The sequence below is a fragment of the Nocardia otitidiscaviarum NBRC 14405 genome (assembly GCF_000308635.1).
Classification (GTDB): Bacteria; Actinomycetota; Actinomycetes; order Mycobacteriales; family Mycobacteriaceae; genus Nocardia; species Nocardia otitidiscaviarum.
This window is the reverse complement of the sequence record NZ_BAGD01000053.1, coordinates 57,092-71,531: the sequence shown is the minus strand read 5'-3', so window position 1 is coordinate 71,531 and position 14,440 is coordinate 57,092. Positions and strand designations below refer to the sequence as shown.

The window sequence follows — 14,440 nt, the reverse complement described above, 5'->3', positions numbered from 1 at the left end:
CGTAGGCAGTCGGAGTTAAATCCGTGTTACATGGCAGCTGCGTTGTGAAACCTTCACCGGCGAACCGGCCCGGCCGTGCGGGACTTCAGCAGGTCAGTCCCGGCGTAGGCGGCGTCAGGTCGATCAGGTAGTCGATGACGGGCGTATCGACACAGTCCGACACGCCCGACAGCGACACGGTGTGGCGGGTGCCGTTGTAGGTGATCAGCGCGGCGTCGAGCTGCCGGGCCAGGTCCACGCCCGCCTGGTACGGGGTGGCCGGGTCCTCGGTGGTCGAGACCACCACCGTCGCGGGCAGATTCGGGATCGAGACCTCGTGCGGGGTGGAGGTGTTGGGCACCGGCCAGATCGCGCACAGTTCCAGCGGGGCGGCCCCGGTGCCGCGGCCGTCGTCGAGGAAGGGGGCCACCCGGCGGTATTCGGCATCCTGTTTGGCCGCGACGGCCCGGTCCTCCACCCGCGGATCGTCCACGCAGCGAATGGCGTTGAACGCGTCCGTGATGTTGTCGTAGGTGCCGTCGTCGCGGCGGCCGTCGTAGAGGTCGGCCAGGGCCAGCAGGGTGTCGCCGCGGCCCTCCCGCAGTTCGTTGAGGCCTTTGGTGAGCGCGGGCCAGAACCGATTGGAGTACAGCGTCTGCTGCACACCGGTGATGGCGTCGCCGTAGTGCAGCCCGCGCGGGTCGTCGGTCACGGCCGGCGTGTCCCACAGCGGGTCGACCAGCTCCCGGAACCGCTTGACCGATTCCGTGGGATCGGTGCCGAGCGGGCAGGCGGCCTCGGTGGCACAGTCTGCCGCGTAGGCGTCGAATGCCTGCTGGAAGCTCTCGGCCTGCAGGACCGATTCCTCGACCGGGTCCTGCGAGGGGTCCAGCGCACCGTCGAGCACGAGTGCGCGCACCCGGTCGGGGAACTGCTCGGCGTAGGTGTAACCGAGCCGGGTGCCGTAGGAGTAGCCCACGTAGCTGAGCTTGTCGTCGCCGAGCACCGCGCGGATCACGTCCATGTCCTGGACCACCTCGCGGGTGCCGACATGGGCGAGGAACTCCGCGCCGGTGCGCTCGACGCATTTGCTCGCGTAGTCCTTGTTGTCCGCCTCGGCGGCGGCGATACCGGCAGGATCGTTGTCGAAGGGCGGCTCGGCGCGCTCGGCGTCCATCTCAGCCGGGGTCAGGCAGGTGATGGCCGGGGTGGACGCGCCGACGCCGCGGGGATCGAAGCCGATGCGGTCGAAGCGCTCCGCGAGCGCGGTGCCGTCGCCGACGGTGTTCATGGTGAGCCCGGAGACGCCCGGCCCGCCCGGGTTGAACAGCAGCGATCCGATCTTGTCGCCGGTGGCCCGCAGGCGGGAGATGGCGATCTCGGCGGTCTCACCGCCCGGGTTCTCGTAGTCGACCGGGACGCTGACGTGGGCGCATTCGAGGCCACGCGGCAGTTCGTCCGCGCTGAACTTCGCGCAGCTGCCCCATCGCACGCTCTGACCGTAGAACTGCTCCAGCCCCGCGGGCGCGGTTGCCACCGGATTCCCGGTCACCGCCTCACTGCTACACCCGGACGCCACCATCGCCACCGCCGCGACCGCGAGCACGGCGCGACCTGATCGCTTGAACCCCATGCCCACGATCGTGCCATGGCGGTTCCGGTTGCCTTCCCTTCGCCGGGAGTCCGCTCCCGGGCCGGTCGCTGTGAGGAATTGCACCGTGGGCACGACCACGCCGCGTGAGACACTGAAGGGCGTCAGTGAAACCCGGGGACCCGGTCGGGCCTCGAGGACGACGAAAGGGACGATGATGTCCGTATCCGATGCGGAAACCCCTGCCTACGGCGCTGCACCGGCACCGGCGACTCCCGCCACGCGGAAGACGCGAGTGCATCACCTGCAGCAGATGAAGGCCAATGGTGAGCGCTGGTCCATGCTCACCGCCTACGACTACTCCTCGGCGCGCATCTTCGAGGAGGCCGGTATCCCGGTCCTGCTGGTCGGCGATTCGGCCGCCAATGTGGTGTACGGCTACGACACCACCGTGCCCATCACCATCGACGAGCTGATTCCGCTGGTGCGCGGCGTGGTGCGCGGTGCGCCGCACGCGCTGGTGGTGGCGGATCTGCCGTTCGGCAGCTATGAATCCGCCCCGGAGCAGGCCCTGGCGACCGCCACCCGCTTCATGAAGGAGGGCGGCGCGCACGCGGTCAAACTGGAGGGCGGCGAACGGGTCGCCGACCACATCGCCAAGCTGACTGCCGCCGGCATCCCGGTGATGGCGCATATCGGCTTCACCCCGCAGAGCGTCAACACCCTGGGCGGTTTCCGGGTGCAGGGGCGCGGCGACGGTGCCGAGCAGCTCATCGCCGACGCCATCGCGGTGCAGGAGGCCGGCGCTTTCTCCGTGGTCATGGAGATGGTGCCCGCCGAGTTGGCCGGGCAGGTCACCCGCAAGCTGACCATTCCGACCGTCGGCATCGGGGCCGGGGTGGACTGCGACGCGCAGGTGCTGGTCTGGCAGGACATGGCGGGCTACACCAGCGGCAAGACCGCGAAGTTCGTCAAGCGCTTCGGCCGCGTCGGTGACGAACTGCGCACCGCCGCAGCGACTTTCGCCGACGAGGTGCGACGCGGCACGTTCCCGGGTCCGGAACACAGCTTCTGATCGGGCCGGGCGAGCGGGACGGCGGCCCGCCCCCGCTCGCCCATCCCCGTCGATTCATAGCCAGCGGCTCTCAGCGCTGGGCGTGGCCGAACTGTGCTGGCCCGCGGCGGGAAAACGGTGGCAGACTCGGAGCGAACGAGTTGGATCGACCAAAGGGAACACATGTCGCAGGGCCGTTGGACGAGCACGCTTCATATCCGCGGGGCAGCACTGCTACTCGCCGGCGGAGCGGCCGTCGCGCTGACCGCCGGATGCGGGAACACCACGCCCGGCTCCGGACAGCCGGAGGGCTCCGCCTCCCCGTCGACGACCTCCAGCTCGGCACCGAAGACCAGCGCGGGCACCGCCCAGGGTGACCAGCTCACGGTCTCCGACGCCGTCGGCCAGCAGCTGTGCGACATCATCGAACCGCAGCTGTCGGACTGGCGGGTGCAGGGCCCCACGCTGGGCAAGATCTCGCTCAACGGTTCCGTGCACGAGTGGGCGCTGCGCAACGGCGCCATCAACGGGCAGGTGCTCGGCGACAAGGACTCGGTGGACCGGATCATGACCGCGCAGTGCCCGGATGTGCACGCGCAGGCGGTGAGCGCGCTCGAACTGCCCAGCCTGGCGGCGGGACTGCTGTAATGCGCGACCTGTACCCGCCGCTGGAACCGCACCGCGAAGGCATGTTGGATGTCGGTGACGGACAACGGATCTACTGGGAGGAGAGCGGCAACCCGGACGGCAAGCCGGTGGTCTTCCTGCACGGCGGCCCCGGCGGCGGCACCGCCCCGCTGCACCGTCGCTTCTTCGACCCGAGGGCGTACCGGATCGTGCTGTTCGACCAGCGCGGCTGCGGTCGCTCCGCCCCGCATATCGCCGACGGGGCGGGGTTGGAGACCAACACCACCTGGCATCTGGTCGCCGACATCGAGGCGCTGCGGGAATTCCTCGGCATCGAGCGCTGGCAGGTGTTCGGCGGTTCCTGGGGTTCCACCCTGGCGCTGGCGTACGCGCAGCGGCATCCCGAGCGGGTGAGCGAACTCGTGCTGCGCGGCATCTTCCTGCTGCGGCGCAAGGAGATCGACTGGTACTACAACGGTGCGGCCGGATACGTCTACCCGGACGAGTGGGAGAAGTTCCTCGCGCCGGTGCCGGTGGACGAGCGGGACTCGGATCTGGTGGCCGTCTATCACCGGTTGCTGCACTCCCCCGATCCCGAGGTCGCCACCGCGGCGGCGATCGCCTGGTCCACCTGGGAGGGTGCGACGAGTTCGCTGCTGCCGCAACCGGATCGGGTGGCCGAGACGGCCGAGGAGCGGTTCGCGCTGGCCTTCGCCCGGATCGAGAACCACTACTTCACCAACGGCGGGTTCCTCGAGGACGGGCAGCTGCTGCGCGAGATCGACCGCATCGCCCATATTCCGGGCGTGATCGTGCAGGGCCGCCACGACATCGTCTGTCCCGCCGTCAGCGCGTGGGACCTGCACCGTGCGTGGCATAATTCGGAACTGCACATCGTGCCCGACGCCGGGCACGCCGCCAACGAGCCCGGTATCACCCACCATCTGGTGGAGGCCACAGACAAGTTCCGCTCATGACGCACACCGCCGCAGGTCACGCCGTAGTCGCCGCGGTCTCCGACGACGTCGATCGACTACTGTCGGCCGAACCCGATGTGCGCCAAGATCTTCCGGACTCGGTGCACCAGATGCGGGTGGCCACGCGGCGGCTGCGCAGTGTGCTGCGATCCTACCGGCGCGTCTTCCGCCGCCGCCCCGTCGACGAGCTGCGCGATGAATTGCGCTGGCTGGCAGGCGTATTGGGGGTGGCGCGGGATGCCGAGGTGCGCGCGGAACGCTTCGCCGCCCTGCTCGAACAACACCCGGAGCTGGCCAAGAAGAAGTTCCGTATCGGCGGAAAGGACGCTCCCGCACGGGGTTTGCGCAAGCTGCTGGTGACCGCGGAACGGGAGCGCTACGCCGCCGCGCACGCGGAGATCCTGTCCGCGCTCGACAGTGAACGCTATCGCGCCCTCACCGCCGCACTCCGGTCCCTGCTGGACGACCCGCCCCTGCGGGAAGCGTACGCACAGCGCCCGGCGGAGCGCTTCTGCCGGTCGGTGCTGCGCGACGACTTCCATCGCGTGCGCCGCCTCGTCCGGCTCGAGCCCACCCTGTCCGAGGCCGAACGCGTGGAGCACCTGCACGATATCCGCAAGGCCGCCAAGCGCCTGCGCTACTCCGCCGACGCCGCCGTCCCGCTGCTGAACGGCCCCGCGAAATCGCTGTCCGGCAATGCCAAACGCCTGCAAACCGTGCTCGGCGACCACCGCGACGCCGTCGAGGCCGAGGCCGCCATCCGCGACCGCCTGCGCGACAGCACCAACCCCGCCTGGCAGGCCCTCTGCGAGGACGAGGCCGCCGCTGCCCGAAAATCGTTGGAGCAGTATCCGGCGACGACGGAATTTCTGCGCAAGAGCTTCGACGGCTGAGACTCGACCCCCTGGGTGCATGCCGGTCCGGCCTGCCCGGGCGCGACGGTGTCCGCAGCGCGGGTCAGCGGTCGGCCGATGCGTCGCGCAGCGAACCGCGCACCGTGCCATCGTGACGCCGTGGCGATTCCGGCTCCGCGGGTCCACCGATCGGGCGGACGGTCAGGGCCCGCAGCAGCAGTGCGCCCAGGCGCAGGTAGCCGGTCGCGGCCTGGCGTGACGCGGCGACGGAGAGCACGGTGTCGGTGGTGGTGCGGTCGAGGGGTTTTCCGGCGAAGCGGGCCGCCAGCCAGTTCTCCACCAGCGGCGCGGCCAGCAGTCCGAGACCGACGTGGTCGCCGAGCAGGTCGCGGATGTAGCGCACCGGGGTGCCCGCCGCGCGATAGCGGTCCACCAGCCGGTCCACATTGCCGACCGGGATGACCAGGTCGTGTACGCCCTGCACGGTGAGCACCGGGAAGTCGGGCGGATTGTCGCCCGGCTGGATGTCGGTGAGCACCGCACGCACCTGCGGCAGGGTGCGCAGGGCCGCGAGCGCGCCGCCCTCCAGATCCTGGAGGCGAGCGCGGCTGGCGCGCAGCACCAGCGGGATGGTGGTGCTGCGCTCGGCACGATCCAGCAGTTCCAGTGACGCCGGGTCGAGCCGTTCGGCCAGGCTGGCGTGCAGTGGTGGATAGGCGCGCCGCAGCCCGGCCAGACACAGCGTCGCCAGCCCGCCGAAGCCGAACCGTGCGTCATTGAGCCGGAAGAAGGTCGACTCCAGATCACCGACCGGCGACCCGGCCGCGGCGGCCAGGATATTCAGCTCCGGCGCGTAGGCGGCGGCCATCTCCGCCGCCCACACCGTGGCCAGCCCGCCGCCGGAGTAGCCGGACAGCGCCACCGGCGTATCCACCGGGTGGCCGAGGAAGGCCAGCGTGGCGCGTAGTCCGTCCAGGGCGCGGTAGCCAGGCTCGCGTGGCGTGCCGAAATGCCCCGCGGTGCCGATGTGGTCGGGCACCGAGATGGCCCAGCCCCGGGTGAGCGCGTGCGCGACGAGCAGCAACTCCAACTGCGGCAGCGCACCCAAAGCCCGTGACCCGCGCCGAAACGCGTACGAGGGCAGGCAGTTCGACGCCACCGCGTCGATGGCGCACTGATAGGACACCACCGGCCGCGCCTGCGCCGGATCCGCGCCCCAGGGCAGCAGCACGGTGGTCACGGCCGCCTCCGGCCGACCGTGCAGATCGGTGCTGCGGTAGAGCAGCTGCCATGCCGCGATCCGCTGCGGCAGCACCCCGAGCAGCGCCAGTTCCACCGCCCGCGACCGCAGCACGGCGCCGGGCGCGCGCCGGGACAGCCCCCGCGGCGGCCGATAGAACGGATCGTGCTCGGGCCGCAGCGGTTCCGCCGATTCGACCGCGACTTCCGCCGCCCCGCCGCCAACAGTGCTCGCCCCCATGGCGTGTCCTCTCCTCGCATCCGCCGAATCGATAGTCCTCGGCATCGCTCACGGGTCCGCACGCGCGGCACGGGCTGTCCGCCCGCTGCCGCCATCGGTCACCGCGGTCCGCACCTCCGCGTAGCGCCTGCCCGCCTCCTGTCATCGCGGCACCACACCGGTGGGCCGTGCGGCCGTGCTCCGCCCAGCACCTGATCCTCACCCCACCGCCGATCGCGTCGAATCCACGTGCGCCGCGAGCACGAACCGCAGTTCGCTGCGGCGGGCGACGGACAGCTTGCGGTACACCCGCGTCAGGTGCTGCTCCACCGTGCTGGTGGTGATGGTCAGCGCCGCCGCGATATCGCGGTTGCGCTTGCCCAGTGCGGCCAGTTCCGCCACTCGGCGCTCGGCCGGGCTGAGGGTTTCGAAGGCACTGGGGGCCAGGCGAACCCGCGGGATGGGCTCGGTGGCCGGTGGTTGCCGGTCACCGCGCAGTCGACGCTGCAGCAGTTCGGCATCGCACTGTTCGGCCAGCCGGATGGCGTCGCGCAGCAGCGGCCGGGCCCGGTCGGTATCGCCCATGGAACGGTAGGCGCGGCCCAGATCGCCCAGTGCCATGGCCAATTCGAGGTCGCCGTCGCCGGCGCGCGCCACCGCGACCGCCCGGCGCAGCAGACTCACCCGCCGATGCGGATCGGCGGTGGCGGCGAGAATACGCAGCGAGACCCCGGCGCTGCGGTGACCGTCGGGGCCGCCGACCAGGTCCAGGTGCATGCTGGCGAAGGCGCGGGCCTCGCGTTGGCGGCCGACGGCCAGGTGCGCGGCGGCCACGTCATTGCGCCACGGGGTCAGCCACGCGTAGTCCATTCCCCACTGCCGCATGAGATTTCCGCACTGCCGGAAATGCCGCAGCGCCTCCTCGGGCCGCCCGGTGGCCAGGCAGTGTTCACCGTGGGCGCTGAGATAGGTGAGGGCGAAGCGGGATTCGAACATGGCCCGGGGCACCGGGCGGCGCAGCTGGGCCGCGGCCTCGGAGTGCTTGCCCTGCGCGGTGAGCGCCCGCACCAGCACGCCGATGGGCCGCCCCGCCCACACGCCCAGATGTTCGGCGGGGACCAGGTTCAACGCGAGCACCGCGTGCTCGGCCGCCTCACGGAGTCTGCCCTTGCGCAGCAGGGTTTCGGCGCGCACGGCCGCGAAGACGGACCGCCAGGTGGGCGCGTGCCGGGCCGCCGCCTCCGCCAGCAGTGAGGTGCACCAGGCGTCGGCGAGATCCAGCCGATCGGTGTGCATGAGGCAGTCGACGGCCGCCACCAGCGCCTCCACCGTGGTGATGGTGAGCCGGTGCCCGGCCAGGATGCGCTGGGCGGCGGCGGCCAGGTCGGCGGGCGGGCGCGGTGTGGCCAGGGCGGCGAGCAGGTCCGCGGCCTGCCGGTGCGGGGAGTCCCGCTCGCCCGGCGCGGCGGTGTCGCGGGGGCGTCCGGAGAACAGGTCGGGGTGGCGTTCCACATGGGTGGGATGGGTGTATCGAATCCAGGCACACAGGAATTCGATGCCAGGTCCGACGGTGAGCGCACCGCCGACGCCACGTTCGAGCCGGGCCAGCGCGCGGTCCACATGCTGGCCGCATCCATGCCACAGCATGAACGACACCGCGGCGGGCACCTCCGGGTAGGGCACCAGCCCGGCGGCCAGCGCCGCCCGTAGTCGCCCGAAGTTGCGGGTGCGCCCGGAGGGGTTGATCCGCCATTCCACCGCGACGAGCCGGGTGGCGATGGCCGCGCGCTCCCGGGCCCGATCACTGGCCCGGTAGCCCAGCTCGAGATATTTCGCCGCCCAGTCGAGCTGATCCTCGGCCACCGCCTCGGCCGCCGCGGCGACCAGCACCCGAGCCGCCCAGGCGGTGCCGGTCTCCCCCGCGGCGTAGAGGTGCGGCGCGACCACGGCCGGTCGGAATCCGCTACCGTGCAGCACTTCGGCTGCCCGGCCGTGCAGATCGCGCCGCTCCCCCACGGACAGGTCCCGCAGTAGGCGCGCACCCACCGCGGGGTCGATACAGCGTTGCCCCTCGAACGCCGCCGTCATCTCCAATTCCGTGATGATGCGGTGGGTTTCGGAGGTGTCGGTGCCCAGCAGCGCGGACACCCGGGCAACGGTGGCGGCGGGGCCCAGTACCGCCACCGCGCGCGCGACGGACAGCCCCGGCCCGTCCAGCCGCAGCAGTTCCGCCATACCGTCCGGCTCGTCGTCCGGGCGGCGGTGCCGCGCCGGACCGCGCGAGCCGCCGACGATGGACAGTGGTTTCCGGTCCCGACCGATCGACCGCTGCATAGCCGACATCCCTTCATCGATCTCCTTCAGTCCCGACTGAGGGGAGGGCACGACGAGCTGATGTGCTGGAGCGGCATCGTTGCAGCGGGTGGACGCCTGACGGCGGCCGGTCTCAGCCGGGCACGACGGTGTGTTCCGGCGCTCGCCGACGCGTCCGTCGGCGAGCGATCGGATGAATCAGGTTAACCCGCAACCTGATTGGACTGCAGCTCGGTGACGGAACCGGAGAGCGACAGCGGCAGCGGTCGATACGGCAGACACGCCGCCGCGCTGTCGTCCGCGCCCAGGAACAGCACCGTGCGCACCCCCTCGAGCAGCCCCGACGCGGCAGCCTGCGCATACGCGTGCACCGGCGCCGCGCTGAACGGATCGCCCAGCGCCGGATCCACGCCCGCCACGGCCGCCACCGGAATGCCCAACCGGTAGGCCAGCCGTTCCCGGAATCCGGCCACCGGCGCGGGCGCGAGCAGCACCGCCTTGCCGGTGGCGAAATCCGCCGCGTCGATGCCCTCGTCGGCCAGGCAGGCGCGCACCACCCGGTCGGCCAATTCCAGCGGATCACCCGTCCCGGCCCGCACGGTCAGCGCGTTGCGGCCGTCGGTGCCCGCCGACTCCAGATCCACCCAGGCGGTGGGCGGTGCCGAGCCGTCGACCTCGCTGGTGTGCGGGCGACCGAATCCGCCCGCCTCCGTATCGGATCGGAGCAGGACGGCCGCACCGCTGGCGGCGTAGGGGAACTCGTCGTGGTCCCGGATCATGGAGGGATGGGTGTCGCCGGCGACCACCATGGCGTATTCCACCTCGCCGGGCGCCAGGAAGCACTGCGCGGCCATGAACGCGTGCAGCACACCGGTGGCCCCGTTCATGAGGTCGAAGGAGAAGGCGGGCACGTTCCCGCTGACGTACTCCAGTCCGATGTCCAGGCGCTTCTGGATGAGCGCCGCCACCGCCGGTTCGGAGATATTACTGTCGCGGAAGACGCCCGCGTTGATCACCAGGCCGATCCGGTTCGGCGACACCCCGGCCTGTTCCAGGCAGGTCCGCCCGGCGCGGCTGGCCAGTTCGAAGAAGCTGCCGGTGTCCTGATCGGTGCACACCGCACCCGAAACGATCGCCGTTGACATCACTCACGCCTCCAATCGGGTGATGGTCGCGGCCAGGTGCCCGGAGACCACCCCGGACGCCTCCGGAATCAGCAGCACCTTGGATCCCTTCGGAATGCGCTGCCGCGCCAGGTGTTCGTGCAGCACCAGGAAGTGGGAGGTGGAGGCGGTATTGCCGAATTCGTCATAGACGTTGAGCGGCTGCGGCATCGGGGTGTCGAAGTGCCGTTCGGTGAGCTGGCTGATGTATTCGATGGCCGGGCCGCTGAACTGATGGTGCACCCAGTAGTCGTATTTCTCGCTCTCCCAGGTGCGCCCGGTTTCCTTCAGGAAGTCGTCCATGCGGCTGATGCCCTGCTGGAAGCGGGATTCGCTGGCCAGCGCCCGGTTGTCGGTATACATGGCGATACCGGTGGTCTTCTCGCTCGGCATGCCCAGGCAGTGCTCGGCTCCCGCGGAGGTTGTCATGAGCTCGATGTAGTGGATTTCGTCGTGGTCGTCACCGCGACCGTCGACCACCACCGCCACCGCGGCGTCGCCGACGGTGAGCGCGGCGAACTGGGGATCGTAGGGCTGGCTGATCTCTCGGGCGGCGGTATCGGCGATGGGCGTGATCTGTTCGCCGCTGACCACCAGGCCATTGCGCACCACCCCCGCCTTGATCATGCGGTCCAGCAGCAGCACCCCGGTGATCATGCCCGCGCAGGCATTGGACAGGTCGAAGTACCGTGCCTGCTTCGCACCCAGGGCATTGCGCAGCATGAGTGCGAAAGACGGTGCGTAGCAGAAATATTCGGGTCCGCGAAAGCGCGTGATCGAGACGTTGATGATGACGTCGAGATCCTCGGCGGCGTAGTCGGAGTGCGTCAGGCAGTCGTCGATCGCCCGCAGCGCCAGTTCGAACGAGGATTCGTAATCGTCCGGATCGCTGTTGTGCACGCGACGATTCTTGATTCCGGTGATCCGCTCCAGGTCCAAGGCCCTGGGGATCGACAGACTGGCGATCACTTCCTCGGTGGAACGGACGGTGCCGGGTGTGTACGCACCTATCGATTCGAAACGGGTACGCATAGCCCCCTACTCTCTGGAAAGATTGTGCGAGTTCGGTCGAATTCTGGTGCGGCGATTCGTATTCGGATCGATCATCCGAAGCAATGCCGTCGTTATCCAGTAGCCCCGATGCCGATTCGAACGGTACCAGTACCCACTGGTAACTCTGCGCCACAACAGTCCCGCCAATCACAGACGTTACAGCGCCGTTTCAGTTTAAGATCGATAGAACATCAAGGTAGACAGCAGTATTCGCGACCTGCCGGGAAAACTCGCATAGGGGTTGGGCTAGGGGGTGCGAGAGAACCTGTTGCGGTACTGCTGGACACACCAAACACGTTGTGCGGCAATGTATTGGCATACTTCGCGCGGTAGCGGACTCGCATTGCTCGAGGTAACCTCGCCGTACTGCTCGTCACATTCATCGTCGAATTCGACAGCAGTTGTTCTCCTTCCGTATCCACCATTTCCGCGCGTGCGATACCGCCGCCGTCGGCGCGAATATCGAGCGCGCGAATTCCACGAGGTGATGCCATGACCGCCGCGACCTACTGGCGCGCGCTCGACCGATTCCGTGACATCGTCGCCGCCCATCCGGATCGGGAGGCGGTGATATACGCCGACGGCCGCAATGCCGCGGGTCTGCCCGACTACCGGCGGCTCACCTACGCCGAGCTCGACAGCTGGTCCGATGCCATCGCGGCGAACTTCCTCGCGGCGGGCGTGGGCCGGGGGATGCGGACCATCGTGCTGGTGCGGCCGGGGCCCGAGCTCTACGCGGTGCTCAACGGGCTGTTCAAAATCGGTGCGGTGCCGGTGATCATCGATCCCGGCATGGGTCTGTTCAAGATGATGCGCTGCCTGCAGGCCGCCGATGCGGAGGCGTTCGTGGGGGTGCCGGAGGCACAGGCGGTGCGCATCGTCTTCCGTGCCTACTTCCGCAAGGTGCGGCTGGCGGTGACCGTCGGCCGCGGCTTCTGGCGCGGACCCACCCTGGACAGCTGGGGCCGCACCCCGCCCGCTCCGCTGCCCCAGCGCGAGCCCGCGCCGGACGACGAACCGCTGCTCATCGCCTACACCACCGGCAGCACCGGACCGGCCAAGGCGGTCGTGCTCACCCACGGCAATCTCAGCGCCATGATCGAGCAGGTGGACGCGGCGCGCGAGCACATGGAGCCGGGCACCTCGCTCATCACCGCGCCGGTGGCCGGCATTCTGGAGCTGCTCATCGGATCCCGCTGCGTGCTGCCGCCGTTGATCCCCTCCAAGGTCGGTGCCACCGATCCCGAACATGTGGTGGATGCGGTGCACCGGTTCGAGGTGAAGACCATGTTCGCCTCCCCGGCGGTGTTGATTCCGCTGCTGCGGCATATCGAGCAGCACGGGTCGCAGCTGCCGACGCTGGAGAGCATCTACTCCGGCGGCGCGCCGGTGCCGGACTGGTGCATCGCCGGGCTGCGCGCGGTGCTGCCCGAGGACGCGAAGGTGTACTCGGGCTACGGGGCCACCGAGGCGCTGCCCATGGCCACCATCGAATCCCGGGAATTACTGGGCGATCTCGTGGAGGCGGCGCATCGGGGCGAGGGAGTGTGCGTGGGCAAGCCCGCCCTGCACGTGCGGGCGCGCATCATCGCGATCACCGATGATCCGCTGCCCACCTGGGACGACGTCGACGAACGGGCCGAGGAGCTGGCCGCCACGGATTGGATCGGCGAACTGGTGGTCTCCGGACCGAATGTGAGCACCCGCTATCTCTGGCCGGATTCGGCCAACACCGTCGGCAAGATCAGCGACGGCGAGGTGGTGTGGCATCGCACCGGCGATCTGGCGCGCATCGACGACCAGGGCCGAATCCGGTTCTGCGGGCGCAAGAGTCAGCGCGTGGAAACCGCCGACGGGCCGCTGTTCACGGTGCGGGTGGAGCAGGTGTTCAATGTCGTCTCCGGGGTGGCGCGCACGGCGCTGGTGGGTGTCGGCGAGCGCGGTGCGCAGCGACCGGTGCTGTGCGTGGAACTCGAGCCCGACGCCGACCGCAAGGCCGTCGAGGTCAATCTGCGCAAGCGCCAGGCCGAATTCGAGATCACCGCACCGGTGACGGCCTTCCTGTTCCATCCCGGATTCCCGGTCGACATCCGCCACAACGCCAAGATCGGGCGGGAGAAGCTGGCCGTCTGGGCCGCGAAACAACTCGACGTCTAGACCAGGAGGAGACGGTGAGAGAGATCGTGCTGCGATCGTTCCTGACCCTGGGGTCGCTGTCCCGGCTGGCGGGGGTGGTCACCGCGGTGGCGAGTATCGCCGCCGACGAGCGGGCGAGTCGGTCGACGCACCGCGACGGCCGGACCGGAGCTGGAGGGGGGACGCTGTGCGGGCATTGGTGACCGGGGCCTCCGGATTCCTGGGCGGGGCGCTGGTGCGCCGTCTGGTTCACGACGGCGACTTCCAGGTCTCGATTCTGGTGCGTCCCACCAGCAATCTGCGTGATATCGCCGCCGTGCTGGACCGGGTGGAGGTGGTCAACGGCGACCTCGGCGATCCGGCCTCGCTGGAGCGGGCAGTGGAGGGCGTCGACATCGTATTCCACAGTGCCGCACGGGTGGACGAGCGCGGGACCCGGGAGCAGTTCTGGAACGAGAACGTCACGGCGACCGAGCGACTGCTGACGGCGGCGCGGAACCGGGGGGCGCGCCGGTTCGTGTTCATCTCCAGCCCGAGCGCGCTGATGGATCGCGACGGCGGGGATCAGGTCGACATCGACGAGTCGGTGCCGTATCCGCGCCGCTTTCTGAACCTCTACTGCGAGACCAAGGCGGCGGCCGAACGGCTCGTACTCGCCGCGAACACACCGGATTTCACCACCTGCGCACTGCGACCGCGCGCCATCTGGGGCGCGGGTGACCGGTCCGGACCGATCGTGCGGCTGCTGAGCCGGGCGGCGGCGGGGACGCTGCCGGATCTGTCGTTCGGGCGCGAGGTGTACGCCTCGCTGTGCCATGTCGACAATATCGTCGAAGCCTGCGTCAAGGCCGCTGGCTCCGACGCGGTCGGCGGCAGAGCGTATTTCATCGCCGATGCCGAGCAGACCAATGTGTGGCGGTTCCTGCGACAGGTCGCCGCCGACCTGGGCTATCACCCGCCGGGGCGCAGGCCGCATCGGCGGGTGCTGGAGCTGGCCGTCGAGGTGATCGAAACCCTCAGGCGCATACCGTATCTCGCCGAACACTGGACCCCGCCGCTGTCGCGGTACACGGTCGCGGTGCTCACCCGCACGGGGACCTACGACACCGGGGCGGCCGCCCGCGATCTCGGTTATCGACCGGTCGTGGACCGGGATACCGGAATGGCGGAATTGCAACGGTGGCTGCGTTCCGGGGAGGTGATTCCCACGACGACGCGCTGACCGGCGATCGGG

At 69.7% G+C, this 14,440-nt stretch carries 12 protein-coding genes; 7 read left to right on the top strand and 5 right to left on the bottom strand.

Annotated elements, in window-relative coordinates; translation table 11 throughout:
- Positions 1-85: 85 nt before the first annotated feature.
- Positions 86-1,612 (bottom strand): alpha/beta hydrolase, encoded by a 1,527-nt coding sequence (locus ON31_RS09860; protein ID WP_039811835.1) that lies wholly within the window; start codon positions 1,610-1,612, stop codon positions 86-88.
- Positions 1,613-1,787: 175 nt separating this feature from the next.
- Between ON31_RS09860 and panB the strand changes: the two genes are divergently transcribed.
- The 4 genes from panB (at position 1,788) to ON31_RS09840 (ending at position 5,121) form a co-directional block, all read left to right on the top strand.
- Positions 1,788-2,645 carry a 3-methyl-2-oxobutanoate hydroxymethyltransferase gene (gene panB, locus ON31_RS09855; protein ID WP_039811945.1) on the top strand — a complete coding sequence of 286 codons (858 nt, stop codon included), beginning with the start codon at positions 1,788-1,790 and terminating at the stop codon, positions 2,643-2,645.
- 162 nt (positions 2,646-2,807) lie between these two features.
- Complete coding sequence (locus ON31_RS37815) at positions 2,808-3,272, top strand: hypothetical protein (RefSeq protein ID WP_029932581.1); 465 nt, start codon at positions 2,808-2,810, stop codon at positions 3,270-3,272.
- Entirely contained in the window at positions 3,272-4,228 is a 957-nt protein-coding gene (gene pip / locus ON31_RS09845) for a prolyl aminopeptidase (RefSeq protein WP_039811828.1), read from the top strand. Before ON31_RS37815 ends, pip begins: the two co-directional genes overlap by 1 nt.
- Positions 4,225-5,121, top strand: coding sequence for a CHAD domain-containing protein (locus tag ON31_RS09840; protein ID WP_039811825.1), 897 nt, complete (start codon positions 4,225-4,227; stop codon positions 5,119-5,121). Before pip ends, ON31_RS09840 begins: the two co-directional genes overlap by 4 nt.
- A gap of 64 nt (positions 5,122-5,185) precedes the next feature.
- On the opposite strand, the gene ON31_RS09835 is transcribed toward ON31_RS09840, so the two are convergent.
- The 4 genes from ON31_RS09835 to ON31_RS09820 all read right to left on the bottom strand — a co-directional run bounded on the left by ON31_RS09835 (position 5,186) and on the right by ON31_RS09820 (position 11,049).
- Entirely contained in the window at positions 5,186-6,562 is a 1,377-nt protein-coding gene (locus ON31_RS09835) for a lipase family protein (protein ID WP_063821457.1), read from the bottom strand.
- Positions 6,563-6,760: 198 nt separating this feature from the next.
- Positions 6,761-8,875: a LuxR family transcriptional regulator gene (locus ON31_RS09830; protein WP_039811822.1), complete on the bottom strand. Its 2,115-nt coding sequence runs from the start codon at positions 8,873-8,875 to the stop codon at positions 6,761-6,763.
- Between the two features lie 182 nt (positions 8,876-9,057).
- Positions 9,058-9,999 carry a beta-ketoacyl-[acyl-carrier-protein] synthase family protein gene (locus ON31_RS09825; RefSeq protein ID WP_063821461.1) on the bottom strand — a complete coding sequence of 314 codons (942 nt, stop codon included), beginning with the start codon at positions 9,997-9,999 and terminating at the stop codon, positions 9,058-9,060.
- Positions 10,000-10,002: 3 nt separating this feature from the next.
- Entirely contained in the window at positions 10,003-11,049 is a 1,047-nt protein-coding gene (locus ON31_RS09820; RefSeq protein WP_039811821.1) for a 3-oxoacyl-ACP synthase III family protein, read from the bottom strand.
- Positions 11,050-11,562: 513 nt separating this feature from the next.
- Between ON31_RS09820 and ON31_RS09815 the strand changes: the two genes are divergently transcribed.
- Genes ON31_RS09815 through ON31_RS09810 form a run of 3 tightly spaced genes read left to right on the top strand, consistent with a single transcriptional unit; the run spans position 11,563 to position 14,428 of the window.
- On the top strand, positions 11,563-13,227 hold the full coding sequence (locus tag ON31_RS09815; RefSeq protein ID WP_039811819.1) for a fatty acid CoA ligase family protein: 1,665 nt from the start codon (positions 11,563-11,565) through the stop codon (positions 13,225-13,227).
- 14 nt (positions 13,228-13,241) lie between these two features.
- The gene (locus ON31_RS36575; protein ID WP_157533629.1) at positions 13,242-13,409 is read left to right on the top strand and encodes a hypothetical protein; all 168 of its coding nucleotides are present in this window, start codon (positions 13,242-13,244) and stop codon (positions 13,407-13,409) included.
- Complete coding sequence (locus ON31_RS09810) at positions 13,394-14,428, top strand: NAD-dependent epimerase/dehydratase family protein (RefSeq protein ID WP_039811816.1); 1,035 nt, start codon at positions 13,394-13,396, stop codon at positions 14,426-14,428. Before ON31_RS36575 ends, ON31_RS09810 begins: the two co-directional genes overlap by 16 nt.
- The last annotated feature ends 12 nt before the right edge of the window (positions 14,429-14,440 follow it).